The organism is Nonomuraea sp. C10, from assembly GCF_008017515.1.
In the GTDB taxonomy this organism is placed as follows: domain Bacteria; phylum Actinomycetota; class Actinomycetes; order Streptosporangiales; family Streptosporangiaceae; genus Nonomuraea; species Nonomuraea ferruginea.
The window spans coordinates 4,656,838-4,682,410 of record NZ_VPFF01000001.1; the positions used below are offsets into that span (position 1 = coordinate 4,656,838).

The window sequence follows — 25,573 nt, forward strand, 5'->3', positions numbered from 1 at the left end:
CGTCGGCTTAGCATCGACCATGGCCGTGCTCGAGATCCTCGACCGCATCCCCCTCCTGTCCGGCGTGCCGCGTTCCGTGGAGGAGCTGCCCGGCGGGCTGACCAACCGCAACTTCAAGGTGACGACCGACGGCGGGACGTTCGTGGTGCGGGTGTTCGGCGGCGACGGCTCGCTGCTGTTCATCGACAGGGACGCCGAGCACCTGGCGACGCTGGCCGCCGCCGAGGCGGGGGTGGGCGCTCCGGTGCACGCCTATCTGCCGGGTGAAGGGCTGGTCGTGGGCTACATCCCCGGGCGCACGTTCACCGAGGCCGACGTGCGCGACCCGGCGAACCTGCCCCGGCTGGCCGAGACGTGCCGGCGGCTGCACGCGGGGCCGCGCTTTCCCCGCGAGTTCGACATGTTCGACGTGCAGCGGCGGTATCTCGGGATCGTGCGGGAGCGCGGGTTCCGGCTACCGGCGCGGTATCTGGAGTTCATGCCCCAGGTCGCTCAAATCCAGAAATGTCTGGAAGTGCGGCGGGAAGCGACGGTTCCGTGTAACAACGACCTGCTGGCCGGCAACATCATCGACGACGGGCAGCGCCTCTGGCTGATCGACTACGAGTACGCGGGCAACAACGACCCCTGCTTCGAGCTGGGCAACCTGTGGAGCGAGTCGGACCTCTCTCCCGGCCAGCTGGAGGAACTGGTGACCGCCTACTACGGCCGCCGCCTGCGCCACAAGATCGCCCGCGCCCGGCTGCTGGGGCTGATGGCGAAGTACGGCTGGACCCTGTGGGCGTCGATCCAGGACGGCGCGGACCAGCCGATCGACTTCGACTTCTGGTCGTGGGGGATGGAGAAGTACGAGCGGGCGGTGGCCGAGTTCACCGGCGCGGAGCTTCCGTCCCTCATGGACGAGGCGGCGCGGGCAGACTAGAACCATGTTCGCCACTCTGACCGGACTCGGCCTGTCGACCGCCGCCGGGCTGAACGCCTACATCCCCCTGCTGGTCGTGGGCGTGCTCGCCAACGTCACCGACGCGGTGAAGCTGCCCGACGGGTACGCCTGGCTGTCGAACTGGGGCGTGCTCGGGGTGATCGCGGTGCTGCTGGCCGCCGAGTTCGTGCTGGACAAGGTGCCGGCCGTCGACACGGTGAACGACGTGATCCAGACGGCGGTCCGGCCGGCGTCCGGCGGCGTGGTGTTCAGCGCCACCACCGCGGCGGCCGAGCTGGACAGCTCGGCCTGGATGGCGGAGAACCCGTGGCTCGGCTGGGTGCTGGGCATCGTCATGGCGCTGGCCGTGCACCTGCTGAAGACCGCGGCCCGGCCGGTGGTCAACGCCACCACGGCCGGCGCCGGCGCCCCCGTGGCCAGCGTCGCCGAGGACAGCGGCGCCCTGGGCCTGAGCCTGGTGGCGGTGTTCGCGCCGGTCCTGGTGATCCTCGCCCTGATCCTGCTGGCGCTGATCGCCTGGTGGGTGATCAGGAAGGTCCGCCGCCGGCGCGCCCGCCGGAACCGGATCTGACCGGTAGCGCGGCACCGGTCACCGCGTCAACACCTGCCAGGCGGATGTGGCGCGCCCGCTTCGTTCCGTACCGTCGGGTTCCGCGTCCGCCCCACGGCGGCCCGCCGGCCGTGCGGGCGCTCAGTGGCCCCCGCCCCGCGCCCGCATGACGAGAGGCCCGGCAGCGTTCACCCCGCTGCCGGGCCTTTCCCATCGCCGCGGGGGCACTATCCTCGAAACCAAGAGCCCCACACAGGAGGTGTCCCCGATCGGCGAGCTCCTCATGATCGTGCTGGTCATCCTGGCGTTCCTGCTGCTGATCGCCGGGGTGGGCGTCTACGTGCTGGTCAAGGTCGGCAAGAAGGCCGCGGTCAAGGCCAGGGAGGCCACCACCCGGCTGACCACGCACGTCAACGCCATGGGCGCCGGCGACGCCGCCGAGGTCGAGCGCCTCCGCCTCGACCTGCGCCGCGAGGTCTCGCTGACCCGCCAGGCGGTCGAGCAGGCCCAGCGCCAGGGCTGGGGCCTGGGCGACCTGCCCCGCCTGCTGTCCGACCTGACGGCCCAGGCCGACGTGCACGACGGCCAGCTCGGCATGTACGCGCAGCAGGCCCGCGTCTCACGCTACGTCGACCACGCCACGCTGGGCACGCTGCGCGAGCACCAGGCCAAGCTGACGGCCATGTGCGCCCGCATCCGCGCCGATCTCCTCAGCGACCAGGTGCAACACTCGGCCACCGGCCTGGAGGACCTGCGCACCCGCACCGACCTGGAGATCGAGGCCCGCCGCCCGGCCCCCGACCCCCTCCAGGAGATCGACGACCTCTACCGCAGGACCATGCAGGACCGCAAAGAGCAGCCCTGACACCACCCACTGTGGCATCATGATTCCGAAGGGTCACATCTCCGAGGAGGCGTCGTCATGACCACAGCCTTTCCGGAATGGTTCTACCCCGGCCCTCCGGGCGGCTGGACCGCCGACATGCTCGATCACCTCCCCCCCGACGCGCCACCGCACGTCGAACTGATCGATGGTGGGCTCATCATGATGTCGCCCCAGACAATGTTCCACATGCTTGTTCTCAGGCTGCTGGAAAGGGAGCTCCGCCCGCCCGACCACCTCGTCGTCATCCGGGAGATGACCGTGACCCTGGGCCTGCGCCAGCGCCCCGAGCCGGACATCATGCTGGTGAAGACCGCTGCCGCCCAGCAGATCGGCCTCACCACTTTCAAGCCGGCAGACGTTCATCTGGTCGTCGAGGTGGTCTCCGAGGAGTCCCGCGACAGAGACCGCACCACCAAGCCGAGCAAATACGCGAGCGCGGGCATCAAACACTTCTGGCGCGTCGAGCTGGAGGACGACCGCCCCGTCGCCTACACCTTCGAGCTGGAGCCCGCCGTCAAGGCCTATCTGCCCACCGGCATCCATCGCGGCCGGCTGCACACCGACATCGGCTTCCCCGTCGACGTCGATCTCGACCTGGACAAGGTCAGGCGCTGAGGCGGCCCCGCTAACTCCACTCCTGATGGATGAAGGCCGCGTACTCCTCGGCCGATCCGCCCTTGTTGAGAACGGCCCGGGCCGCCTGCGCCTGCTCGATGGTCGGCAGATGTCCTTCCAGCAGGATCGGCAGCGACAGCCGCCGCGCCAGCAACTCCTTATCGGAGATCCCGTACGGCCGCCGCACCACCGACACGTTCACCCGCAGCGCATGCTCGTTGCCCGGCACCACCCCCGGCCGATCCACCTCGACCGCCGCGTACCGGTAACCATGCGCCCGATCACACGTGGCGCACCCGGCGGCCCCCCGGCTGAGCGCTCCCCCGCACTCTCCGCAGACCAGCCGGTCATAGGCGGCGTCGACCACCCGCCAGAGATGCCGGTCGAGCTCGTCGATCACCATCTCGGCGACCCCCCGCTCCTCCTCAGCGGAGAGCCCCCCGAACTCCCCCCGCAGAAACTCCCGCCACCCCTCCTCGACGAGTCCGTCCACCACCCGGGCGCACTTCACACACCCCGGCGCCCCGGCCGGCTCCCACAACCCGCACCCCGCACACCGCCGCATCCCCGCACCCTAGCCGTTCCTCGGCAGCCGCCTCCCCGCGGTTTCCCGGGCCACTCGCCGGGCGATCCTCCAAAGGCTTCGGGTGCCCATGCCGGCTCGCGATGCGCCAGATTGGATCCATGAAGCCGCTCATCGCCGAAGAGCTCCTCCTGCTGGCCCTCCGCCCCGACGGCGTGGTCTCGGTCAACCAGGAGATGCTGGACTACACGCTGAGCGCCGCCGTGCTCGCCGAACTCGTCGTCATGGACAGACTCGCCCTGGAGAACGGCCACCTACACGTACGCGACCCCGAGCCCACCGGCAACCCCGAACTGGACCAGACACTCCACCACCTGACAGCCCACAGCGGCCCACCCCCGGCCTTCACCGACTGGTGGGTCTCGATGTACACACCCGAGCGCCGCACCCGATTACTGGCCGCGCTCGTACGCCAAGGCCTGATCACCGCAGAAACCCGCCGCTACCTGCGCATCTTCAAAGAGGAGGTCTACCCTGAGACCAGCCCGGCGCCAAGAGCGGCACTCCACGACCGCTTGAGAGCCGTGCTGACCGGAGCCGAGCCCGACGCCCGCGTCTCGGCACTCGTCTCCCTGGCCCACGCAGGCAAGCTCCTCCCCAAGAACCTGCCGAAACCAGAACGCCGACGCGCCCAGGAGATGGCAGCCCAGAACCCCCTGGGCACCCTGGTCGCGCAATCGTTCGACCGGGCCGCCAAGGAGAGCATCGGCAGGATCGCAGGCGGCACCGCCACCTGACCAGACGGAGATCGGGGACGGGCCCACGTCGCAGCGAACGGTGGTGGACGCGATGGCGAACCTCCCGCACGAGCCGGCTCCCGGCAACCAGGAACCACCCAGCGAACCGCAAGGCATCCCGGCCCCCACTACGGGAGCCCTCCGGACCACGCAGCCGTCAGGGCTCGACGCCCTGAATGCCAGCCTCACAGCCCGAGGCTGATCGCCCGCGCCCACCCCGATCGAGTTCGGCGAGACCTGGCCCACCTGACCAGCGGAACGGAGCCGCCGGCGGACAAGGTGACGGTGACCCTGCGCCCCGCTCCGGCTCGTCCATCACCCTGCGCTTCCCCCGGCTGGGAGTCGAGACCACGACCCCCGCCTCGGAGCCCCGCGCCATCACCGGAGGACGCGAACAACGCGTGATCGACGTAAGCGACCCGGACGCCTACGACGCCGGCGCCGTCACCGTGGACGTCCTGGCCACCAGCCTCCGCGAACCGACGGTGGCGGCGATCGTGTCCTTCAGGCACACGGCCTGGCTCTGGCTCCTCCCGCTGGCGCTCCTCGGCGTGGCCTGGGCGGCGGCCCGCCGCCGACTCGACCTGAGACTCGACTCCCTGAAATTCGGCGAACCGGCAGGCGCTCCTCCCCGCACCGCCAAGAAGCAACGCGCCGACCGCCGCAAAAACGCCGCGGCTGACCGTACCGGAGCCCGGAAAGCTACGACGACCAGCGCTCACATGGCCCGGAAAGCGACGCTTCAGCTACGGCGAGCACCCGAGCACGGGGTGAGCCAGAGCTTCAGCATCGGCGGCGAAGCAGCCGCAAAAGCGGCAAAGCACCACTACGGCGCGAGTCCGGACGGACGGAGAGGGGCAAGCGGAGGTGGGCGGGCGACCCGGCCGAGTTAAGACCGTGCCAGGTACCCCCGCGCCCGGCCCACGCCGAAGGCGAAGACCACCAGACCCCGGGCAATCGCGCGAGGCCGGGTCGCCCGCCCACCGCAGCGGCACAAAGACCAGGACACCCCCGCAGCACAAGGACCGAAAAGCCCACAGAGGCGACACAAAAGCCGAAACGCTCACCACAGCGGCACAAAGGCCGAGAGTCAGCGAACCCCAGCCTCGCGCATGTCCCGAAGCTCCCGCTTGAGCTCCTTGATCTCGTCACGAAGCCGAGCCGCCACCTCGAACTGCAGGTCGGCAGCCGCCTGATGCATCTGCTCGGTCAACGAGTCGATCAACGACTCCATCTGCGCCCGAGGCATCTCCCCCGCGATCGCCTTGGCATGCTGCCCCGCCTTGGCGGCGAACCCCGGCACCGGGGCCTTGCCCCGCGACTGGGACCGCCCACCCCCCATGAGCTGCCGGGTGTCGGCGTCCTCCCGCTGCAACGAGTCGAGGATGTCGGCGATCTTCTTGCGCAACGGCTGCGGGTCGATGCCGTTGGCCTTGTTGTAGGCGACCTGCTTGGCCCGCCGCCGGTTGGTCTCGTCGATGGCCCGCTCCATCGACGGCGTGACCTTGTCGGCGTACATGTGAACCTGCCCGGACACGTTACGCGCCGCCCGCCCGATCGTCTGGATGAGGGACGTCTCGGACCGCAGGAAGCCCTCCTTGTCGGCGTCGAGGATGGCGACCAGCGACACCTCGGGCAGGTCGAGCCCCTCGCGCAGGAGGTTGATGCCGACGAGCACGTCGAACTCGCCGCTGCGCAGCTCCCGCAGCAGCTCGATGCGGCGCAGCGTGTCTACCTCGCTGTGGAGGTAGCGGACCCGGATGCCGAGCTCCAAAAGGTAGTCGGTCAGGTCTTCGGCCATCTTCTTGGTCAGCGTGGTCACGAGCACCCGCTCGTCGCGCTCGGCCCGCTCGCGGATCTCGTGCACCAGGTCGTCGATCTGCCCCTTGGTCGGCTTGACCACGACCTCGGGGTCGACCAGCCCGGTGGGCCGGATGACCTGCTCGACGACGTCGCCCTTGACCCGGCCCAGCTCGTAGGGCCCGGGGGTGGCGGACAGGTAGACGGTCTGCCCGATGCGCTCCAGGAACTCCTCCCACTTCAGCGGCCGGTTGTCGAGCGCGGACGGCAGCCGGAAGCCGTGGTCGACGAGGGTGCGCTTGCGGGAGGCGTCGCCTTCGTACATGGCGCCGATCTGCGGCACGGTCTGGTGGGACTCGTCGAGCACCAGCAGGAAGTCCTCGGGGAAGTAGTCGAGCAGCGTGTTGGGCGCGCTGCCGGCCTCGCGGGCGTCCATGTGGCGCGAGTAGTTCTCGATGCCGGAGCAGGTGCCGATCTGGCGCATCATCTCGATGTCGTAGGTGGTGCGCATGCGCAGCCGCTGCGCCTCCAGCAGCTTGCCCTGCCGCTCCAGCTCGGCGAGCCGGTCGGCCAGCTCGGCCTCGATGCCGGCGACGGCGGCGGACATCCGCTCCTCGCCCGCCACGTAGTGGGAGGCGGGGAAGATGTAGAGCTCGTCGTCCTCGGTGATGACCTCGCCGGTGAGCGGGTGCATGGTGGACAGCTTCTCGATCTCGTCGCCGAACATCTCGATGCGGACGGCGAGCTCTTCGTACTTGGGGATGATCTCGATGGTGTCACCGCGGACCCGGAACGTGCCGCGGGTGAAGGCGAGGTCGTTGCGGGTGTACTGCATGTCGACGAGGCGGCGCAGCAGCCGGTCGCGGTCGATGTCCATGCCGACGCGCAGCCGGGTCATGCGGTCGACGTACTCCTGCGGCGTGCCGAGGCCGTAGATGCAGGACACGGAGGCGACCACGACGGTGTCGCGGCGGGTCAGCAGCGAGTTGGTGGCCGAGTGGCGCAGCCGCTCGACCTCGTCGTTGATCGAGGAGTCCTTCTCGATGTAGGTGTCGCTCTGCGGGACGTAGGCCTCGGGCTGGTAGTAGTCGTAGTAGGAGACGAAGTATTCGACCGCGTTGTTGGGCAGCATCTCGCGCAGCTCGTTGGCGAACTGGGCGGCGAGCGTCTTGTTGGGCTGCATGACCAGGGTGGGCCGCTGCAGGCGCTCGATGAGCCACGCGATGGTGGCGGTCTTGCCGGTGCCGGTGGCGCCGAGCAGCACGCTGTCCTTGGCCCCGGCCTTGACGCGGCGCTCCAGCTCGGCGATGGCCGTCGGCTGGTCGCCCGAGGGAGTCATCTCGGTGACGACCTCGAACGGCGCCACCTTCCGCTGCAAATCTGTGACCGGACGCATACTGCCCACTGTAGGCGCAGCCACTGACATAAACCGTCAGGCCGATCGCTCACCGATGCGCGGGAACGGCGTGGTGGAGAAGACGACCTCCACGGGCACCTCGAAGTATCCGGCGATGCGCAGCGCCAGGTAGAGGCTGGGACTGTATTCGCCGCGCTCCAGGTAGCCGATCGTCTGGTAGTGCACCCCCAGGGCGTCGGCGAGTTGCCTTCGGGTGACACCACGCTCGGCCCGCAGCAGGGCGATGCGGTTGTAGACGTTCTCGCTCATCGTCGCCCATCTTCTCAGCCGATCCGCTGCATGGCGCGGTGACGGCGCTGCTCCATCAGCGAGCCGGACTCGCGCCTGGCCATCCTGCGCAGGATCGGCGGGGCCAGCACCAGCCCGGCCACGGCCCAGGCGACGAGCACGAGCGTGGTCTCGACCGGGCGCCACGAGCCGCCGATCTCGGCGGCGGCGGCCGCGTCGGGCAGCAGCGCCGAGCGCATGCCGAGGCCGAGCCAGTAGAGCGGGAAGACGTGGGCCAGGCCCTGCAGCCAGCCGGCGAGCGCGGTGATCGGGTAGAAGATCCCGGAGATCGCGGTGAGCCCGCCGACGGTCAGCATCACCAGCCCGCCGGCGGCCTGCGGGCTGCCGGCCACGGCGCCGATGACCGCCCCGAGCGGGAGCGCCGACAGGAGGCCGAGCACCGTGATCCAGGCGATGGTGAGCCAGCCGCCCACCCCTGTGCCGGCCAGCTCCGGTACGAGGAACAGCCCGGCGACGAGCAGCACCACCAGGGAGGCCAGGGTGGATATCGAGAGCATGACGACCTTGCCGACGAGGTAGCCGACCATGCCCTGGGGCAGCGCCTTGGCCCTGAGCAGGGTGCCGTCCTCACGCTCGACGGAGAGCGTGCCCACCGCGCCCATGAGCGCGTTGATCGGGATCATCAGGCCGAGCAGGCCGGGCAGCGTGGCCGCCGCCAGGGAGAGGTCGGTGCCGGGCAGGGTGGCGTCGCGCTGGAAGTAGAGCACGACGACGAAGGCCGCGGTGGTGACCACGGTGAAGCCCATGTCCTGCGCGCTGGTCACCTGATGCTTGAACTCCATCCACCCGCGGGTGAGCCCCAGCCGGGCGGCGTGCAGCGTGGGGTTCACGCTTCCTCCCTCTTGACGATGGCCATGTAGGTGTCCTCCAGGGTGGCCCGGCGCACCTCCAGGTCGGTGATCCCGCTGCCGTGCTGCTCGAACAGGCCGCGGACGAAGGCGGTGGCGTCGTCGGTGGCGTGCACGAAGTGCTCGCCGTCGCGGCTCCAGCGCACCTGGGCGTCACGGGAGACCTGGCGGGTCAGGCTGTCGGGACTGCCGTCGGCGACGATCTTGCCGCCGGCCAGGATGAGGATGCGGTCGGCGAGCTTCTCGGCCTCGTCGAGGTCGTGCGTGGTGAGCAGGATCGTGGTGTCGTCCAGGTCCGACAGGCGGTGCACGAGGTCGTGGAAGTCGCGCCTGGCCTGCGGGTCGAAGCCGGCGGTCGGCTCGTCGAGGAAGAGCACCTCGGGGCGGCCGACGATGCCGATGGCGACGTCGAGGCGGCGCCGCTGGCCGCCGGAGAGCCGGCTGACGCGCTGGCCGGCGTGTTTGCCGAGGCCGACCGCCTCGATCAGGTCGGCCGTGTCGAGCGGCAGCCGCCCGGGCTTCGCGTACGGCACGTAGTAGCGGCTCAGATGGTGCAGGAGCTGGTGCACCCGCCAGCGGCCGTGGTCGCGCCAGGACTGCAGGACCACGCCGATCCTGGCCCGCCACGCCTCGCCGCCGCGCGCCGGTTCGGTGCCGAGCACCCGCACCCGGCCGCCGGAGGGGATCCGGAAGCCTTCGAGTATCTCGATCGTGGTGGTCTTGCCCGCGCCGTTCGGCCCGAGCAGGGCGATCACCTCGCCGGGCGCGACGGCGAAGTCGACGCCCCGCAGCACCTCCTTGTCGCCGTACGCCATGCGCAGGCCACTGACCTCGATCGCGGTGCCCTCGTTCGTCACATTGAGGTCACCGTCCAGTTCTCTGGTGGTGCTCATGACCCCCTCCGATGTAGTAGGACTACTACATTCATAGCACGACTACTACTTCTGGCAATAGACGTACGACACCGCTTTGCAAGCAGATGGCAAGCCTCACCCGATACGGTCTGAATTCGCTTGTAGCGGAAGAGGAAGGTTTCATGTCACGACCCAGAGAGGCCCTGAGGCAGGCGGGCCAGGGCGTAGCCCAAGCGGTCGCCCAAGGAGGAAACGTTCGTCAGGCTGTCGGACAGGCCATGGGCCAGGTCGTCCAGCAGTCCGGGCAATACACCAACCAGGTCCAGGGGTTCGCGCTCAACCCGCACGACTTCGCCGCCGCCCGTGACGGCGGCGTGTCGGTCGGCACGCTGATCGAGGCGCGCACCGCCTCGCTCAACGAGGCCGGCGAGATCGTCAACCGCAGCTTCGCCGAGAACGGCATGCACGTCATCTCGCCCGTGGTGATCCCCAAGAGCGGCACCGCCAAGGTCGTCGTCCCCCTGGTCATCCTGGTGGCGCTCGGCCTGATCGGCGCGCTCGGCAACGTCATCCCGAACACCGACCTGTTCTTCGGCCCCCACTACTGGGTGGTCCTGGTCCTGGCCGCGGCGTTCCTGTGGTGGCGGCGCAGCGTGGTGATGGTGCCGGAGGGCTGCAAGGCGCTGATCACCCAGTTCGGCAAGCTGGTGCACATCGCCGACCCGGGCCGGGTGACGCTGTTCAACCCGTGGAAGCGGGTCAGCTACATCGTCAACACCACCCGCGAGTACCCCTTCAACGCGCCCATCAGCGAGGCGCCGACCCAGCAGGGCGTCAAGGCCAGCGTCGACCTGTTCCTGCAGTTCAGGATCGAGAACCCGGCCGAGTTCATCTTCGTGCTCGGCTCGGTGAGCGGCTTCCAGTCCAAGCTCCAGAACGCCATCAGCGAGGTCACCCGTTCCCTCATCTACGCCCAGCGCGCCGAGGAGATCTACGACCTGGTCGGAGAGAGCACGCACGGCATGCTCGACAGCCTGAACCAGCAGTTCCTGCCCGCGGTGCGGCTCACGGACGTGAACATCACCCACGCCGAGCCCTCCAGCCAGGAGTACCGCATGGACCTGGCCGCCCCCGAGATGGTCCGGGTGGCCAAGGAGGCCTACACCTACGAGTACGAGCTCAACCTGCGCAAGGAGCAGAACGAGGGCGACCTGGTCAAGGAGCTGGCCGGGCTGCAGGAGACGCTGAGCGCCATCCAGGCCGAGATCGCCGGCTACCAGGCGCGGATGGACACCGCGCTGGAGCGGGCCACCCACCAGGCCACCGCTCAGGCCAGGCAGCGCCTGGTCGAGGCCGAGTCCGAGGCCAAGGCCAACTCGGCGCTGCTGGAGGCGCAGGCGCTGGACATCCGGGCGCTGAGCGCGGCCGAGGCGCCGGAGATCCTCGACTACCGCTTCCAGCAGGACCTGCTGGACAAGCTGGAGTCGGTCGCGAACCGGCTGCCGCAGGTGGTGCACGTCGGCGAGCAGAGCGACATCGACTTCCTCCAGCTGGCCCAGAGCCTGGTCGGCGGCAAGGAGGCGGTGCTGTTCACGCCCGAGGACATGGCCGCCATCCGCGTCAGGCTGCAGCAGATCGGCACCCGCGTGTCCGGCCGTGAGGCGGAGATCAACGCGCTGCTGAAGCGGGTCGCCGACGAGGTCACGGAAGCCCCGGACCTGGAGATCACCACGGAGGTCGAGCGATGAGCCGCGAGTTCTCGAAGATCAAGGAGTCGCTGGCGTCCTGGTCGGAGATCCGCCAGCTGCTGCGCGGCGGCGAGCAGGGCCAGCTCGTGCCCGTCGTCATCCCCAAGGACCGGCGCGGCTTCAGCTGGATGATCCTGATCTTCCTGGCCGTCTACTTCGCCGGCATGGCGGTGCTGACGGACTGGACCGTCCTCGCCGCGCTGGCCGCGCTGTTCTTCCTGGTCGTCGCGCTGCTCACGATGTGGCGGCGGGCGATCATCGAGATCGAGGAGGGCACCACCGGGGTGCGCAGCCGCTGGGGCGCGATCGTCTCCACGCTGCCTCCCGGCCGGCATTACCTCTGGCTGCCCTGGGACCGGGTGGACGCGGTCGTCGACACCTCGACCGAGATCCCGTACTCGGCGCCGATCGTGGCCTGCCCGACGGCGGAGAACGTGCCGCTGAAGTCGATCGAGTTCTTCCTGAAGTTCCGCATCGTGGACCCGGTGGCGTTCGTCCGCACGATCGGCGCCGGCAACTTCGACCTGGTGCTGTCCAGCGCCGTGCAGGACGCGATCCGGCAGCGCAGCCGCAGGGTGAACACCGAGCGGGCCTACGACCTGCGCGGCTCGGACGTGGGCGACATGCAGGACGCGCTCAACCGCCAGCTCGGCCGCTACGGGGTGCGCGTCACCGGCGCCAACATCCCCGACGTGCAACTGCCCGACCAGTACCAGCAGCACCTGTCCACCCGCGAGAAGGTGGCCAAGGAGCTGCAGGCGTACGAGCGCGAGTGGGAGCTGACCCGCAAGCGCCGCATCGACACCCTGCTCATGGAGATCGAGCGGGCCAAGAAGACCCGCGACGCCCGGGTGGTCGAGGTCAAGGCCGCGCACAACACGGCGCGCAAGGACGTGGCCCGGATGCTGGAGGAGCAGGAGACCGAGGCGCAGCGGGTGCGCTGGGAGATCGAGGCACGCGGCCGCGCCGAGCTGACCGCCGCCGAGAACGAGGCCAAGGCGCTGCGCCGGCTGGCCGACTCCTACCGCGACAACCGGGCCGTGCTCCAGTACGAGCTCGCCCGCAGGCGCCTCGACGTGGGCGCCACCCTCGCGGAGAAGGCCCCTCAGCCGCTGGTGGTCCGCACCCAGCAGGGCGGCGGCGACTCCGCGTTGTCCACGCTTCTGCTGGCCCAGTTGCTCCCCCGGATCTCGGCCAACGGCAGGAGCCTCGGGGCACAACCACCCACCACATAGGAGAACCCCATGGTGTTCCGCAAGCTGATGGCCGCGTTCGGCGCGGGCGTCGAGGTAGACACGGTCCTGTCGAACGCCAGCGTCCGCCCCGGCGAACCGCTGCGCGGGGTGGTCCACTTCCGCGGCGGCGGCTCCGACTACAAGGTGGAGGCCATCACCGTCGACCTGACGGCCGTGGTGGAGGTCGAGTCCGGCGACAGCGAGTACAAGACGACCTACAGCTTCCTGCGTCAGCAGGTGTCGGGCCCGCTGCAGCTGGCGGCCAAGGCCGAGCACCGGCAGCCGTTCGAGATCCCGGTGCCGTGGGAGACGCCGATCAGCGCGATCGGCGGCCACCCGCTGCGCGGCATGCGGCTCGGCGTGCACACCGAGCTCGCGCTCGCCGGCGCGCTCGACAAGGGCGACCTGGACCCGCTGTTCGTCAACCCGCTCCCGGCCCAGGACCACGTGCTCGCCGCGCTGGACCGGCTCGGCTTCCGGTTCAAGAAGGCCGACCTGGAGCGGGGCACGCTGCACGGGTCGACGATGCCGTTCTTCCAGGAGATCGAGTACTACGCGGGCGGCTCGTGGCGGCGCCACTTCAACGAGCTGGAGCTGACGTTCATCGCCGGCCCACGGCAGATGGACGTCATCCTGGAGGCCGACCAGCGCGACGGCTTCCTGCGTGCCGGCCAGGACACCTACAACCGCTTCACCGTCCGCTACGACGAGCACCCGGCGGGCGTCGACCAGGCCCTCCAGCGCGGCCTGGAGTCGATGGCGCGCAGGCGCGGCTGGTTCTAGCCCTTCCTGGCCACCGCCAGCAGGTGGCCGCTCACGCCCAGCAGTGACGGCACCGATTCGAGCCGACGGGCGGCGTCGAGCAGCAGCTCGCGCCGCCCTTCGTCGTCCAGCCACACGTCGATGTCGCCGTACAGCCAGAACGCGCCCTCCAGCCCGTACCGGACGGGCTCGGCGAGCCCGGCGTCGGCGAACTCCCCGATGATCTCGTCGGGGTCGTGGAAGAACCCGCGGAACCCGCCCTCCCGAGGGGACACCATGAGCCCGGTGTCCGCGGCGTGGTACTCGGCCGCCAGATGCTCCGGCCGCAGCGCGAAGCCGCGGGCGAACCCGTCGTGCAACCCGGCGAAACGACTGATGAACGCCGCCACCACCACCCCCGCCGGGCCGCACCGCCCGGCGCGCCTCGGCCAGCGCCCGCACCCGGTCGTAGCGCTCGGTCAGGTGGTAGAGCGGCCCGAGCAGCACCACCGCGTCGGCCCCGCCGTCCGGCGCGGGCAGCGCGCGGGCAGCGCGCGGGCAGCGCGCGGGCAGCGCGCGGGCAGCGCGCGGGCATGGCCCAACCGCGCGGTGACCCCCGGCAGCCGCTCGGCCCGCGCCACGTGCAGCGGCACCGGGTCGATCAGCTCCACGTCGTAGCCGTCGGCGGCCAGCCACTCCGCGTGCACGCCCGTACCGCCCCCCACGTCGAGAACCCTGGCGGGAGCCGGCTGTGCGAAGGAGCGCCGGTGTCTGGACTGAGGAGAGAGGGAGCGAAGCGACCGAACGACGAGGGAAGACACCGGATTTCAGCGACTGAGCCGCGATCCGAAGGATCGCCGTTGAACACAGAGGGTCTCCGGGTCGATGGTCATGGCCGTTGATCCTCAACGGTACGGGGGACGCGCTTTCCCTGTGCTAGCCCCTGGCCTGGCAGCGTCGTTACCATGACGGCGGGACTGACTGTTCGTCGGACGGGGCAGCGATGGCACGGTTCGTGGGGGCGTTGAAACGGATCGCGCCGTGGGCGGTCCAGAACGCCGACGTCGCCATCGCGTTGCTGCTGGCCGTCGTGGTGGGCGTGCTCGGCATCATGCCCGACGAGATCTTCGGCGACAACGGCGCCACCGTGCAGACGCAGCTCGTCAGCGCCGCGACGCTGGTGATCCTGGCGCTGGTGGCCACCGCGCTGCTGCGCGACCGGGCCCGCCAGGCGCCGATGGAGGCCATCACCTCCGACGTGCTCGGCCGGCTGCCGACCAGGCTCGACCGGCTGGAGCAGATCGAGTCGCTGGTCGACCGTACCCGCAAGGCGCTGGACGCGCTGCAGCTCGTCCGGGTGCTGGGCAGCTCGCAGGAGATCGCGCAGGCGCACGCCGAGGCGCGCGAGGACACCACGCGGTGGAGCTTCAAGGGCGGCACCGGCACCTACCTGCGCGCCGTCACCCTGCCCGCGTGCGTGGCGGCCGCCCGCCGCGACAAGCGCCACCTGACCGTGCGCATCGAGGTGATCGACCCGGCCGACGTCGAGGTCTGCGAGACGTACGCGCACTACCGGCGGTCGCTGTCCGACCTGCCCGACGGCACCGGCGAGCGGTGGACCACCGACCGGGTCAGGAAGGAGTCGTACGCGACCATCCTGGCGGCGTTCTGGCACCGGCAGCGTTACGGGCTGCTCGACATCGGGGTGGGCCTGTCGTCGACGATGACCACGTTCCGCTGGGACCTGTCCAGCAGCCGCCTGATCATGACGGTCGAGGACCCGAACCGCGCGATGACGGCGCTGGCCGGCACCTTCTACTACGAGAACTGCGACACCGAGCTGCGGCTCAGCTTCGAGCAGGCGCGCCGGGTCCCGCTGGACAAGTACCGGAGCGTGCAGCTCGGCGACGAGCCCACGATCGAGGAGGTGCAGGACCTGTTCGAGCGGATCGGCGTGCCGTTGCCCAAGACCTACAACGGCCGCGACGTCGTCGACATCGCCCGCAAGGCGCTGCGCGCGGTCGACCCCTATGGCGAGCCGCTGCGGGAGACGGCGGTCCCATGAGCTACGGCGGCGTCTTCCAGCGGCTCGCGCGCGGCGAGGCCAGGGCCTGGGCTCTGGCGGCGATCTCCGGTGACGGTCTGCGCGGCGTGCGCCACCCGCTCGGATTCGTCTGCCTGCCGCTGGAGCGCGACGGCGGCGAGGGGGTATGTATCCATCTGTGGTCCGACTCGCTGGCGCCCGCGCGCAGCACCACCTCGCAGATCCACTGCCACAGCTGGGACCTGGTCAGCCACGTCCTCTACGGCCAGGTGCGCAACGTGCACGCCGTGGTGACCGACGCCGGTCACGACGCCACGCACCGGGTGTTCGAGGTCGTCAGCGGGCCGGGCGGCGACCGCATCTCCCCCACCCCGCGCACCGTCCGTCACGAGACCGGCCTGGTGGAGGTGTTCGGGCCCGGCGACACCTACACGCTGCCGTCAGGACGCTTCCACAGCAGCGTCGTCCCCGAGGGCGGGGAGACCGCCACGATCGCGCTCGGCCGGAGCCGTCCGGGCAGCCGCGACCTGTCGCTCGGCCCGCTCCGCACGGGCGGCCACCACGTGCCGAGGCAGGCGCTCGACACCGCGGAGACGGCGCTGGCCGTCCGACTGATAGCCGCCCACCTGAGCTGAGGGGTTCCCGATGGATCTGGATCACGCCCGCGCGGTCGCCGTCGAGGCCGCCGAGGCCGCGGGGGCGCTGCTCCTGGAGGGCACCCGGGGCGCGGTCGGAGTGCGCCAGAAGGGCGACGCCGGCGACGTGGTCACCGATCTCGACCTGGCGTCGGAGGAGCTCCTGGCCGGCCGGATCCTGACGGCGTTCCCGTCACACTCGGTGATCGCCGAGGAGTCAGGCCTGCTGGGCGCCACGGGCGGCGAGTGGACGTGGCTGGTCGACCCGCTCGACGGCACCAACAACGTGGCCATCGGCCTGCCCGCCTACGTGGTCGGGCTGGCGCTGTGCCGGGCCGGCCGGCCGGTGCTCGGCGTGGTGCACGACCCGGTGACGGCGCGGACGTGGTCGGCGATCCAGGGCCGCGGCGCGCTGGCCCCGTCGGGGTCGCGGCTGTCGGCGTCCTACCGGCCCTCTCCGCACGGGCCGCTCCTGGCTTGGACCCAGGGGTATGCTGTGAGCAGGCAAGACGCCAGAGCGTGCCTGCTGAAGTCGGCCCTGGAGCTGAGCGCCAGACGAGTGCTGCAGCTGTGGGCCCCGTTGCTGCAGTGGGTGATGCTCGCCCGTGGCGACATCGACGGCATCGTCGGCTACCGCGCGGAGGCGATCGATCTGCCGGCCGGGGCGCTGATCGCCCAGGAGGCGGGCATCGAGATCCGGGCGCTCGACGGCGGGCCGTTCGAGGAGAGCATCGACGGCGGCGCCGGAGATCGCAGTTTCGTGGCCGCGCACCCCAAGGCCCTGCCGGGCCTGCTGGCCCTTGTCAGCTGACCATCCGGCGAGGTGGGAAGGTCGATGACTTCCGTCTGCCGTCGATGTCGATGAAGAGAGTGCTTGGAAGCGGCACCGCAGGGAAAGGAGAGATCACCATGGCGACCATGCTGACCGATGTGACCGTAAGCGAGCCGGCGCGGGTGCTCTTCGCCTCCGCTGCGCAACCGTCCGACGCCTTCACCCCCGAGCGGATCCGTGCGGCCGCCTTCCGTAATCGGCTGGTGACGGCATGACCAATGAGCGGGGGAAGGACTGGGCCCATCCGTGGTTCGCGGTCGTGGTGGGGCCACGCCCGTCGGAGCAGGTTCCGGAGGAGGACGAGCGCCGCAGGCGCCGCCGCCCTCCCCGGCCGGTGAAGCTCCGGCGCACTACTTGAGCAGGTGCTCGCACGTGCCCTTGCCGGAGGCGACCTTCTCTCCGTCCACGGTGATCCGGCAGGCGGCGGGCTGGAACTGGCCGTTCGCGTCCCGTACGGACCCTGACACGAGGGTGATCAGCCGGCCGGCCTTCTGCTCGGCGGCGGTCAGCTCGATCTCGGCGGTCTTCGACCAGGGCAGGTCCGCGTCGTTCTCGGTGCCGTTCGTGTCGAGGTGGTAGACGATCGGCTGGGCGGAGGTGCCCTCGCCGAGCACTTCCAGCTTGACCTGGCGCACCGCCAGGGCGGAGGCGTCGTCCGTGGCCGGGAGGGTGTCGGCGGATGCCGTGGAGGGCGCCGCTTCCGAGGGGGCGGCGGTGTCGGTGGCGCCGCCGCAACCCGCCAGCGCCATGATCATGGCGAGCGCTGCGATGGTCATCTTTCGTGATTCGGGCATGGCGCCCATTGTCGCGAACCCTTGACGGCTCGTTCGGGACTATCCGAAAGTCACCAGCGCCCACGTGGTGGTGACCAGCCCGACGACGGCCAGACCGGCCCCGGTGAGCAGGAAGCGGCGCATCGGCACCCGCAGGCCGTGGCGGCGGCACGACTCGAACCAGAGCAGCGTGGCCAGCGACGCCCAGGGCGTGATCACCGGCCCCACGTTGGTGCCGACGAGCAGGGCGAACAGCTGGCCGCGGTCGCCGGGCGGGATGACCTCCTCCACGGCCTTGTACGCGGGCAGGTTGTTGATGACGTTGGACAGACCGGCGCCGACGGCGGCTGTCCTGTACGGGTCGCGGTCCGTGCCGAGCAGCCAGTTCATCAGGTCGGCCAGCCCGTAGCGGCTCAGCGTGGGCACCACCAGGAACAGCCCGGTCACGAAGACGAGCAGTTGCCAGGGCACCAGCCCCCAGGTGAGCCGGGCGCGGTCGCGCACTGCGAAGGCGACGACCACGACCAGCGCCGCGGCGACCGCGGCGACGCCGACCTCCACCCGGGCCAGCAGGGCCACGATGAACAGCAGGCACGCGGCCGAGGCGGCGCCGAACAGCACGCGGTCGCCGACCGGCTGCAGCACGGGCGGGGTGTAGCGCAGCTCACGGCGCTCGCCGCGACGCCAGAAGAACGCCCACAGGAACGCCATCGTCACCACGATCGAGACGAGCTGGGGCGCCCACATGCGGGCGGCGAACTCCAGCGGCGACAGCCCGATCTCGTCCATGGCGAGCAGGTTGGTCAGGTTGGACACCGGCAGCAGCAGGCTCGCGGTGTTGGCGAACCAGATGGTCGTCATGGCCAGCGGCAGGGCGGCGATGCGGGCCCGGGACGCCAGGGCGAGCATGACGGGGGTGAGGAGGACGGCAGTCGTATCGAGATTCAGAAATATCGTGATAAATGACGCGAAGGCAGTGCAGAGCAGGAAGAGCGCGACGTAGTTTCCGCGGCCGAGCACCGCCACCCTGGCCGCGATGGCGTCGAAGACCTGGGCCTCCTTGGTCAGCTCGGCGAGCACGATGATGCCGACCAGGAAGACCAGCAGCGGCCCGATCTCCGCCAGGCTCTCGGCGGCGTCGGGCAGCGGGAGCAGGCCGGTCGCCACGAAGAGCAGGCCGAGCGCGAGCAGCCCGATCCTGATCCAGTCGAGCACGCCAAGACGACGCAACACGAGGACGATGATCGCACACGGGCTGCGAAAGGCCGATCCCACGCGTGATACTGGACGGATGGCGCGTGACGGCAGGCCGACCCAGATCTTCGTCAGCTACTCCCCCGCCGACACGGCGTGGGCCACCTGGATCGCCTGGGAGCTGGAGGCGGCCGGCTACCGGACGATGATCCAGGCATGGGACTTCGTGCCCGGCACCAACTTCATCGACTTCATGGACCGCGGCGTCAGCGAGGCCGGGCTGGTCGTGGCCGTGCTCTCGCGCAACTACCTGAGCTCGCGCTACGGGCGGATGGAGTGGCAGGCGGCGCTCCGCGCCGATCCCGACAACCCGTCCAACAAGCTGATCACGATCCGGCTGGAGGACGTGCGGCTCGAAGGGCTGCTGTCCACGATCACCTGGGTCGACCTGCTAGGCGTCACCGACGCGGGGCAGGCCAGGGCGCTGCTGCTCGGACGGGTGCGCGAGGCGCTGGCGGGCCGGGCCAAGCCGGAGGCCGCGCCGGCGTTCCCCACCGGCACGAGGACGGTCGCCGGTCCCGCGCCCTCGCTGCCGCCGCCCGGCGAGCGGTCCAGGGCGCGCCGCACGCCGGTGTCGGCGCCGAAGTTCCCGCCCGCCACGGGCCCGCATCCGGCGCGCGAGTCCGTCAGCGTGCTCCACATCGGCGGTCCGCGCTTCGGCCGGGCGCTGCCCGACCCCGGTGAGCCGTTCACGCCGGAAGACATGCAGGCGCGCATCTGGGCCGACCTGACCTCCATGTACGACCGGGGGATGCCGCGGCCCGACCTGATGGTGGTCAGCGGCGACCTGACGGAGTCGGGCACCCTCGGTCAGTTCGGGCAGGCCACCCGGTTCGTCACCGACCTGCGGATGCTGATCGGGCTGGAGCCGCACCGGCTGGTCATCGTGCCGGGGCCGCGCGACGTGACGAAGGCCGCGGCCAGCGCCTACTTCATGACGTGCGAGGCCGACGACGTGCGCCCGCAGCCGCCCTACTGGCCGAAGTGGCGCCACTTCGCCGGCCTGTTCGAGGAGGTCTACCAGGGGCTGGACGACCGGGTGTTCGACGGCGGGCAGCCGTGGACCCTGTTCGAGGTGCCCGATCTGAAGGTGGTGGTGGCCGGGCTCAACTCGACCATGGCCATGAGTCATCTCGAGCGCGACGCGTACGCGATGCTGGGCGAGGCGCAGGCGGCCTGGTTCGCCGAGCGGCTGCGTCCCTACGAGGAGCGAGCGTGGCTGCGGCTCGGCGTGCTGGGCCATCCGCCCGACGCGCTGCACGACGCGCCCGCGTACGACCGGCTGCTGGCGCACCGGCTCAACCTGCTCTTCCAGGGCGGCGGGCAGGGCGGCGAGCTCGCGGTCGCCGCGCCGCGCTCCGGCCGCCACCACGTCGTGGAGATCACCTCCGGCGGCGTCAGGATGTGGCTGCCCGACGGCGGTGAGCCGGAACGGTCCCCGAGGGCCTGGCGGGCCGCCCGCGCGACGTTCGCGGGCGAGACGCCCCCCGCGCGGCTGCCCGCCCCGCCGGCCGGGCCCGGACAGCCCGACGGGCGCCAGCCGAGCCCGGTCGACCTGCTGCTCGACCGGATCACCGAGGTGTGCGAGGCCAGGCACGAGCGGGCCAGGATCCGCCGGCTGCGCGACCACCTGGTGGTCACCCATCCTGAGGACGGGTTCGTCCGGCAGACGATGATCGGCGCCCACGTCGGCGACCTGACGGCGGAGGACGCGACGGCCTTCGTGCGGCAGGCGCACGCCACGGAGCTGGCGGCGGAGCTGGTCTACCAGGGGCCGCCCCCGCCACGCGCGCTGCGTGAGGACCTGATGCGGCGCGGGGTGCGGCTGCGCAGCTTCACCGAGTTCCAGGGCCTGCTCGACCTGTCCGGTTACGTGGCCGAGCAGACGGCCAGGCTGACCACCGACCGCCGCTACCCGCCCGACCTGTACGTGCCGCAGCGCTACCGCGAGCTCGACCGGCCGGGCGGCCAGGTCAGGCCGGGCCTGACCGACGAGCTGATGCGGCTGCTGTCGGCCGACCACGGCCGGTTCCTGCTGCTGCTCGGCGACTTCGGCCACGGCAAGACGTTCGCGCTGCGCGAGCTGGCCCGGCGCATCCCGGCCGAGCTGCCCCACCTGACGCCGATCCTCATCGAGCTGCGCGCCCTGGACAAGTCCCACTCGGTCGACGGGCTGGTGGCGGCCCACCTGGCCAACCACGGCGAGGAGGTCATCGACCTGAAGGCGTTCCGCTACCTGCTGCGCCAGGGGCGGATCGTGCTGCTGTTCGACGGGTTCGACGAGCTGGTCACCCGGCTCACCTACGACCGGGCGGCCGACCACCTGGCGACGCTGCTGGCCGCGGCGGAGGACAAGGCGAAGATCGTGGTCGCCAGCCGCACGCAACACTTCAAGTCGCACAGCCAGGTGCTGACCTCGCTCGGCGAGATGGTGGGCGTGCTGCCGCAGCGGCGGGTGCTCGGGCTGGAGAACTTCACCCGCGACCAGATCCGCTCCTACCTGCACAACCGGTTCGCCCGCGAGGACGAGGCGGCCGCCCGCATGTCGCTGATGGAGGGCATCGAGGACCTGCTGGCGCTGGCCAGGAACCCGCGCATGCTCACCTTCATCGCCGACCTCGACGCCGAGCGGCTGCGCACGGTCGCCGAGGCCCGCCACACGATCAGCCCGGCGCTGCTGTACGAGCAGATCCTGGAGGCGTGGCTGGCCTTCGAGGAGCACCGGGCCAGGATGCCCGGCTCGGCGGCGGCGCTGACCAAGGACGAGCTGTGGCAGGCGGTGACGGCGCTGGCGCTGCGGCTGTGGGAGACCGGCGAGTCGCTGCTCGGCGTCGAGGAGCTGACCGAGATCGCCGAAACGCTGGCCGACCTGGCGGGCGGCCAGCTCACCCCCGCGCACACCGCGTACGCGATGGGGTCGGGCAGCCTGATGGTCCGCACCGAGGAGGGCATGTTCGGGTTCATCCACGCCTCGGTGATGGAGTGGCTGATCGCCCGGCACGTCGCGGCGACGCTGGAGGCGCCGGCGGTGCTGTCGCGGCGGCCGCTGTCGGCGCTGACCGTGGAGTTCCTGTGCGACCTGGCCGACGTGCGGGCGCTGCGCGCGTGGGTCGCCGACCCGCCCGCCGACGACGTGGCCAGGGCGAACGCCGTCAAGATCGCCGCCCGGCTGCGCACCCCCGCCAGGGCCGACCTGCGCGGCGCGAACCTCAAGGGCGAGGACCTGTCGGCCAGAGACCTGCGGGAGGTCGATCTGACCGGCGCCGACCTGACCGAGGCGACGCTGGCCGGCACCAACCTGTCCAGGGCGGTGCTGCGCGACGCCCGCCTGGTCGGGGCCAGGCTGGACGGCGCGGTGCTCGCCGGCGCCGATCTGACGGGCGCCGACCTGTCGGGGGCGCGGCTGGCCAGGACCGACCTGAGCGACGCGGCCGTGTCCGGCGCCCGCTGGCACCGGGCCGCGCTGATCGACGTGCGCGGCACGCTCCCGCGCCTGCCGGGCGCCGCCGTGGTGCCCGGCCAGCCGGTGGAGACCCAGCTGGCGCCTGCCGAGATCGGGGTCCCGTACGGCTATCACTTCCAGACCAGCCGGCTGCCCGAGCCGATCGCCTACAGCCCCGACGGTGCGACGATCGCGATCGGCCACGACGACGGCGGGGTGCTGCTGTGCGTCGGCGGGCTGCCGGTGCGCACGCTGCAGGGGCACTCCGGGCGGGTGTACGCGGTCTCGTTCGCCGGCGGCCTGCTGGCGAGCGGCGCGAGCGACGGCACCGTGGTGCTGTGGGACGCGCTGACCGGTGAGCGGCTGCGCACGCGGACCGGTCACTCCGACGGCGCCTGGCCGGTGCGGCTCAGCCCGACGGGCGAGCTGCTGGCGGTGGGCGGCGGCGACGGCGTGGTCCGGGTGTGGGACACCGCGACGGGCGAGTCCGTCCACCTGCTGGCCGGCCACCAGGCCCCGGTCTACACGGCCTCGTTCGGCGGATCGGCGCTGGTGACGGGCGACTCGGCCGGCGTGGTCCGGGTGTGGGACCTCACGTCCGGAGAGCTGGTCACGACGCTCGACGGGCACCGCGGCGGCGTCTACCGCGCCGTGCACGCCCCCGGCGGCGCGCTGCTGGCCACCGGCGACGAGGCGGGCACGCTGCGGCTGTGGGACACCCGCACGTGGGAGCGGCGGCACGCGCTCACCGGCCACCGGGGCAGCATCTACTGCGTCACGTTCTCCCCCGACGGCTCGCTGGTGGCCACCGGCGACACCTCGGGCGACGTGCGGCTGTGGGAGACGTCCGGCGAGTTCCGCGGCCTGCACACCACCCACGCGGCGGCCGTCTACCAGGTGGCGTTCTCACCCGACGGGCACACGCTCGCCACCGGCGACTCCGGCGGCGTGGTCCGGCTGCAGACCGTGGGCGGCCCGCACCGCACCGAGCTGACCGGCCACCGCAGCTCGGTGTGGCCGTTCGCGTGGCGGCCCGACGGCGGGCAGCTCGCCACCAGCAGCAACGACGGCACCGTGCGGCTGTGGGACCCGGTGTCCGGCAAGTGCCAGCGGGTGCTGCGCGGCCACGGCAGGCGCATCACCTCCGTACGGTTCAGCGCCGACGGCACGATGCTGGCCACCAGCGGCAACGACGGCGTGGTCCGCATCTGGGAGCCGCGCACCGGGCGGAAGCTGACCGAGTTCACCGGCACCTCCGACCGGCTCATCTCCGCGCTGTTCTCCCCCGCGGGCCCGCTGCTCGCCGCCTCCAGCAACGACGGCGGCGTGCACTTCTGGAACGTGACGACCCACGAGTACGAGCGCGAGCTGAACACCGAGACCGACCACGTGTGGGCCGAGGCGTTCAGCCCCGACGGCACCATGCTGGCGACCGCCAACGACGACGACAGCGTGCGCGTCTGGTGGCGTTCCACGGGCCGGCTGGTCACCAACCTGGCCGACCACCGCGGCCGGGTCCGCTCGATCGCCTTCAGCCCCGACGGCCGCTACGTCGCCACCGGGTGCGACGACCGTCGCGTACGGATCTGGCACGTGGAGTCCGGCGGCCGGGTGGCCACCCTCGACGGGCACACCGACCGGGTGTACGCGGTGGCGTTCTCGTCGTCGGGCCGTCTGCTGGCGAGCGCCGGCAACGACGGCCGGGCCCTGGTGTGGGAGCTGCGGCCGGGCCAGCCGTGGCATCCGCTGCTGCGGCACACCCTCGACGGCGGCCGGGGCCGGCTGTGGAGCGTCGCCTTCGACGCGTCCGGAGAGCGGCTGGCGACCGGCGGCGACGACCTGACCGTGCGGGTGTGGGACGCGGAGTCGGGGCGGCTGCTGCACCGGCTGGAAGGGCACGCGCGGCGGGTCTGGTCGGTGGCCTTCAGCCCGGTCTCCGACCTGCTGGCCACGGCGGGCGACGACGGGGCGGTCATCCTGTGGCAGGGCGCGGAGCGGCTGGTGACGCTGCTCGGGCTGCCGGAGGGCTGGGCGGCGCTCGCCCCCGACGGGCGCTACAAGGTGCACGGCGAGACGGCGGGGCAGTTCTGGCACGTCGTCGGCATGTCGAGGTTCGAGCTGGGAGAGCTGGACGCCTACCTGCCGGGGGTGCGCCAGGTGCCGCTGGACTCGCCGTTCTAACCCCGGGCGGCGCGCTCCAGCAGCTCGGCCCAGACCTCGTCGGCCCGGGCGTCCAGGTCGTCGAGCGATCCCTCGTTGGGGATCACGACGTCGGCCACGGCCAGCCGGTCCTCGCGGCTCGCCTGGGCGGCGATGCGGGCCTTCGCGTCGTGCTCGGCCATGCCGCGGTGGTCGGCCAGGCGGGCGATGCGCACCTCGTCGGCCGCGTCGACCACGATGACCACGTCGTACATGCCCGCCAGGCCGTTCTCGGCCAGCAGCGGCACGTCGTAGACCACGATCGCGTCGTCGGGCGCCTCGCTCTGCAGCCGGGCGACCCGCTCCCCCACCAGGGGATGCACGATCGCGTTGAGCGCGGCCAGCTTCTCCTGGTCGGCGAAGACGATCGAGCCGAGCTTCTCCCTGTCGAGCGAGCCGTCGGGGCGGAGCACCTCCTCGCCGAACGTCGCCACCACCCGGGCCAGGCCGGGGGTGCCCGGCTCGACCACCTCGCGGGCGATCTTGTCGGCGTCGATGACCACGGCGCCCCTGGCGGACAGCCTCTTGGACACCTCGCTCTTGCCCGAACCGATGCCGCCGGTGAGCCCAATCTTCAGCACAGCGGCAGCCTACCGGTGGGTCAGCGCCTCAGGTGGACGAGGGTGAGGTGATCGTCCATGCGCTCGCGGCGGGTCTCGCGGTAGCCCAGGCGACGGTAGAGGCGCAGGTTGCCCTCCGACAGGTGGCCGGTGTAGAGGTCGAACGCCGTCGCCTCCGGGACCTCGTCGTGCAGCGCCCGCAGCAGGGCCGTCCCCAGCCCTTCCCCCTGCCGGTCGGGCGCCACGACGAGCCGGCCCACCAGGCAGGTGGTGCCCGACAGGGCGCCGCGCACCGCGCCGACGATCCGCCCGGCCTCGACGGCCTTGAGCGCGAGGCCGGTCTCGATGGCCTTGCGGACCTGCTGGACGGACTCCACCAGCGGCGGGATGTACGGGTCACCGTAGAGCTGGGCCTCGCTCACGTAGGCCGCGCGCTGGAGGGTCAGAATCTCGCCGGCGTCCTCCGCCCTGGCCCGCTGGATCTCCACGCCGAGCACCCTACACGCGTCGCCGCCCTCCCCACGCCCCTGAAAGCTCCCGTGACGCCCGGACGGCACGTCCTCCGAGGAAGGGGGCCGGGGAGCCTCCT

26 protein-coding genes are annotated in these 25,573 nt (G+C 71.3%); 15 read left to right on the forward strand and 11 right to left on the reverse strand.

The annotated features are described in order from the left end of the window. The first annotated feature begins 19 nt into the window (after positions 1 to 19). The 4 genes from FR742_RS21440 (at position 20) to FR742_RS21455 (ending at position 2,994) form a co-directional block, all read left to right on the forward strand. On the forward strand, positions 20 to 922 hold the full coding sequence (locus tag FR742_RS21440; protein ID WP_148032590.1) for a choline/ethanolamine kinase family protein: 903 nt from the start codon (positions 20 to 22) through the stop codon (positions 920 to 922). A 4-nt stretch (positions 923 to 926) separates the two neighbouring features. Then, the gene (locus tag FR742_RS21445; protein WP_148032591.1) at positions 927 to 1,514 is read left to right on the forward strand and encodes a DUF4126 domain-containing protein; all 588 of its coding nucleotides are present in this window, start codon (positions 927 to 929) and stop codon (positions 1,512 to 1,514) included. A gap of 238 nt (positions 1,515 to 1,752) precedes the next feature. Then, positions 1,753 to 2,358 (forward strand): hypothetical protein, encoded by a 606-nt coding sequence (locus tag FR742_RS21450; RefSeq protein WP_148032592.1) that lies wholly within the window; start codon positions 1,753 to 1,755, stop codon positions 2,356 to 2,358. A 117-nt stretch (positions 2,359 to 2,475) separates the two neighbouring features. Continuing rightward, positions 2,476 to 2,994, forward strand: coding sequence for a Uma2 family endonuclease (locus tag FR742_RS21455; protein ID WP_261808870.1), 519 nt, complete (start codon positions 2,476 to 2,478; stop codon positions 2,992 to 2,994). A gap of 10 nt (positions 2,995 to 3,004) precedes the next feature. On the opposite strand, the gene FR742_RS21460 is transcribed toward FR742_RS21455, so the two are convergent. Further along, a complete protein-coding gene (locus FR742_RS21460) occupies positions 3,005 to 3,490 on the reverse strand; it encodes a hypothetical protein (RefSeq protein WP_222709015.1) in 486 nt (161 codons plus the stop codon). 188 nt (positions 3,491 to 3,678) lie between these two features. On the opposite strand from FR742_RS21460, the gene FR742_RS21465 reads away from it, so the two are divergent. Both FR742_RS21465 and FR742_RS21470 read left to right on the forward strand, forming a co-directional pair. Beyond that, a complete protein-coding gene (locus tag FR742_RS21465) occupies positions 3,679 to 4,314 on the forward strand; it encodes a GPP34 family phosphoprotein (protein WP_187281241.1) in 636 nt (211 codons plus the stop codon). Between the two features lie 401 nt (positions 4,315 to 4,715). Next, on the forward strand, positions 4,716 to 5,207 hold the full coding sequence (locus tag FR742_RS21470) for a hypothetical protein (protein WP_148032595.1): 492 nt from the start codon (positions 4,716 to 4,718) through the stop codon (positions 5,205 to 5,207). A 197-nt stretch (positions 5,208 to 5,404) separates the two neighbouring features. On the opposite strand, the gene uvrB is transcribed toward FR742_RS21470, so the two are convergent. Genes uvrB through FR742_RS21490 form a run of 4 tightly spaced genes read right to left on the reverse strand, consistent with a single transcriptional unit; the run spans position 5,405 to position 9,560 of the window. Further along, entirely contained in the window at positions 5,405 to 7,510 is a 2,106-nt protein-coding gene (gene uvrB / locus FR742_RS21475; RefSeq protein WP_148032596.1) for an excinuclease ABC subunit UvrB, read from the reverse strand. Positions 7,511 to 7,546: 36 nt separating this feature from the next. Further along, positions 7,547 to 7,780, reverse strand: coding sequence for a helix-turn-helix transcriptional regulator (locus tag FR742_RS21480; RefSeq protein WP_148032597.1), 234 nt, complete (start codon positions 7,778 to 7,780; stop codon positions 7,547 to 7,549). Between the two features lie 14 nt (positions 7,781 to 7,794). Beyond that, positions 7,795 to 8,649 (reverse strand): ABC transporter permease, encoded by an 855-nt coding sequence (locus FR742_RS21485; RefSeq protein WP_187281242.1) that lies wholly within the window; start codon positions 8,647 to 8,649, stop codon positions 7,795 to 7,797. Continuing rightward, positions 8,646 to 9,560 (reverse strand): ABC transporter ATP-binding protein, encoded by a 915-nt coding sequence (locus tag FR742_RS21490; protein WP_187281243.1) that lies wholly within the window; start codon positions 9,558 to 9,560, stop codon positions 8,646 to 8,648. Before FR742_RS21490 ends, FR742_RS21485 begins: the two co-directional genes overlap by 4 nt. Before the next feature lie 143 nt (positions 9,561 to 9,703). On the opposite strand from FR742_RS21490, the gene FR742_RS21495 reads away from it, so the two are divergent. The 3 genes from FR742_RS21495 to FR742_RS21505 are packed head-to-tail and all read left to right on the forward strand — an operon-like array spanning position 9,704 to position 13,287. Continuing rightward, positions 9,704 to 11,269, forward strand: coding sequence for an SPFH domain-containing protein (locus FR742_RS21495; RefSeq protein WP_148032598.1), 1,566 nt, complete (start codon positions 9,704 to 9,706; stop codon positions 11,267 to 11,269). Next, a complete protein-coding gene (locus FR742_RS21500; protein WP_148032599.1) occupies positions 11,266 to 12,504 on the forward strand; it encodes an SPFH domain-containing protein in 1,239 nt (412 codons plus the stop codon). The genes FR742_RS21495 and FR742_RS21500 overlap by 4 nt, the downstream gene beginning before the upstream one ends. 9 nt (positions 12,505 to 12,513) lie before the next feature. After that, the gene (locus FR742_RS21505; protein ID WP_148032600.1) at positions 12,514 to 13,287 is read left to right on the forward strand and encodes a sporulation protein; all 774 of its coding nucleotides are present in this window, start codon (positions 12,514 to 12,516) and stop codon (positions 13,285 to 13,287) included. On the opposite strand, the gene FR742_RS45280 is transcribed toward FR742_RS21505, so the two are convergent. Together FR742_RS45280 and FR742_RS45285 are read right to left on the reverse strand one after the other, a co-directional pair. Then, on the reverse strand, positions 13,284 to 13,655 hold the full coding sequence (locus tag FR742_RS45280; protein WP_222709016.1) for a hypothetical protein: 372 nt from the start codon (positions 13,653 to 13,655) through the stop codon (positions 13,284 to 13,286). The two genes, FR742_RS21505 and FR742_RS45280, sit on opposite strands and share 4 nt — an antisense overlap. Before the next feature lie 69 nt (positions 13,656 to 13,724). Next, the gene (locus tag FR742_RS45285) at positions 13,725 to 14,066 is read right to left on the reverse strand and encodes a bifunctional 2-polyprenyl-6-hydroxyphenol methylase/3-demethylubiquinol 3-O-methyltransferase UbiG (protein ID WP_261808657.1); all 342 of its coding nucleotides are present in this window, start codon (positions 14,064 to 14,066) and stop codon (positions 13,725 to 13,727) included. A 182-nt stretch (positions 14,067 to 14,248) separates the two neighbouring features. On the opposite strand from FR742_RS45285, the gene FR742_RS21515 reads away from it, so the two are divergent. The 5 genes from FR742_RS21515 to FR742_RS44655 all read left to right on the forward strand — a co-directional run bounded on the left by FR742_RS21515 (position 14,249) and on the right by FR742_RS44655 (position 17,114). After that, positions 14,249 to 15,310 carry a hypothetical protein gene (locus FR742_RS21515; protein WP_246639253.1) on the forward strand — a complete coding sequence of 354 codons (1,062 nt, stop codon included), beginning with the start codon at positions 14,249 to 14,251 and terminating at the stop codon, positions 15,308 to 15,310. Then, positions 15,307 to 15,924 carry a hypothetical protein gene (locus FR742_RS21520; RefSeq protein WP_148032601.1) on the forward strand — a complete coding sequence of 206 codons (618 nt, stop codon included), beginning with the start codon at positions 15,307 to 15,309 and terminating at the stop codon, positions 15,922 to 15,924. Before FR742_RS21515 ends, FR742_RS21520 begins: the two co-directional genes overlap by 4 nt. Before the next feature lie 10 nt (positions 15,925 to 15,934). Beyond that, the gene (locus FR742_RS21525) at positions 15,935 to 16,735 is read left to right on the forward strand and encodes an inositol monophosphatase family protein (protein WP_148032602.1); all 801 of its coding nucleotides are present in this window, start codon (positions 15,935 to 15,937) and stop codon (positions 16,733 to 16,735) included. Between the two features lie 98 nt (positions 16,736 to 16,833). Then, positions 16,834 to 16,971 carry a hypothetical protein gene (locus FR742_RS44650; protein ID WP_187281244.1) on the forward strand — a complete coding sequence of 46 codons (138 nt, stop codon included), beginning with the start codon at positions 16,834 to 16,836 and terminating at the stop codon, positions 16,969 to 16,971. Then, the gene (locus FR742_RS44655) at positions 16,968 to 17,114 is read left to right on the forward strand and encodes a hypothetical protein (protein ID WP_187281245.1); all 147 of its coding nucleotides are present in this window, start codon (positions 16,968 to 16,970) and stop codon (positions 17,112 to 17,114) included. The genes FR742_RS44650 and FR742_RS44655 overlap by 4 nt, the downstream gene beginning before the upstream one ends. Here FR742_RS44655 and FR742_RS21530 read toward each other — a convergent pair. Together FR742_RS21530 and FR742_RS21535 are read right to left on the reverse strand one after the other, a co-directional pair. Further along, complete coding sequence (locus FR742_RS21530) at positions 17,107 to 17,550, reverse strand: hypothetical protein (RefSeq protein ID WP_148032603.1); 444 nt, start codon at positions 17,548 to 17,550, stop codon at positions 17,107 to 17,109. The genes FR742_RS44655 and FR742_RS21530 overlap by 8 nt on opposite strands. A gap of 39 nt (positions 17,551 to 17,589) precedes the next feature. After that, a complete protein-coding gene (locus FR742_RS21535) occupies positions 17,590 to 18,762 on the reverse strand; it encodes an SLC13 family permease (protein WP_261808658.1) in 1,173 nt (390 codons plus the stop codon). A gap of 58 nt (positions 18,763 to 18,820) precedes the next feature. Here FR742_RS21535 and FR742_RS21540 point away from each other — a divergent pair, with 58 nt between their 5' ends. Continuing rightward, entirely contained in the window at positions 18,821 to 24,406 is a 5,586-nt protein-coding gene (locus tag FR742_RS21540) for a TIR domain-containing protein (protein ID WP_148032604.1), read from the forward strand. On the opposite strand, the gene coaE is transcribed toward FR742_RS21540, so the two are convergent. Then, on the reverse strand, positions 24,403 to 25,005 hold the full coding sequence (gene coaE, locus FR742_RS21545) for a dephospho-CoA kinase (protein ID WP_148032605.1): 603 nt from the start codon (positions 25,003 to 25,005) through the stop codon (positions 24,403 to 24,405). The genes FR742_RS21540 and coaE overlap by 4 nt on opposite strands. Positions 25,006 to 25,025: 20 nt before the next feature. Then, complete coding sequence (locus tag FR742_RS21550; protein ID WP_261808659.1) at positions 25,026 to 25,472, reverse strand: GNAT family N-acetyltransferase; 447 nt, start codon at positions 25,470 to 25,472, stop codon at positions 25,026 to 25,028. Positions 25,473 to 25,573 lie beyond the last annotated feature (101 nt).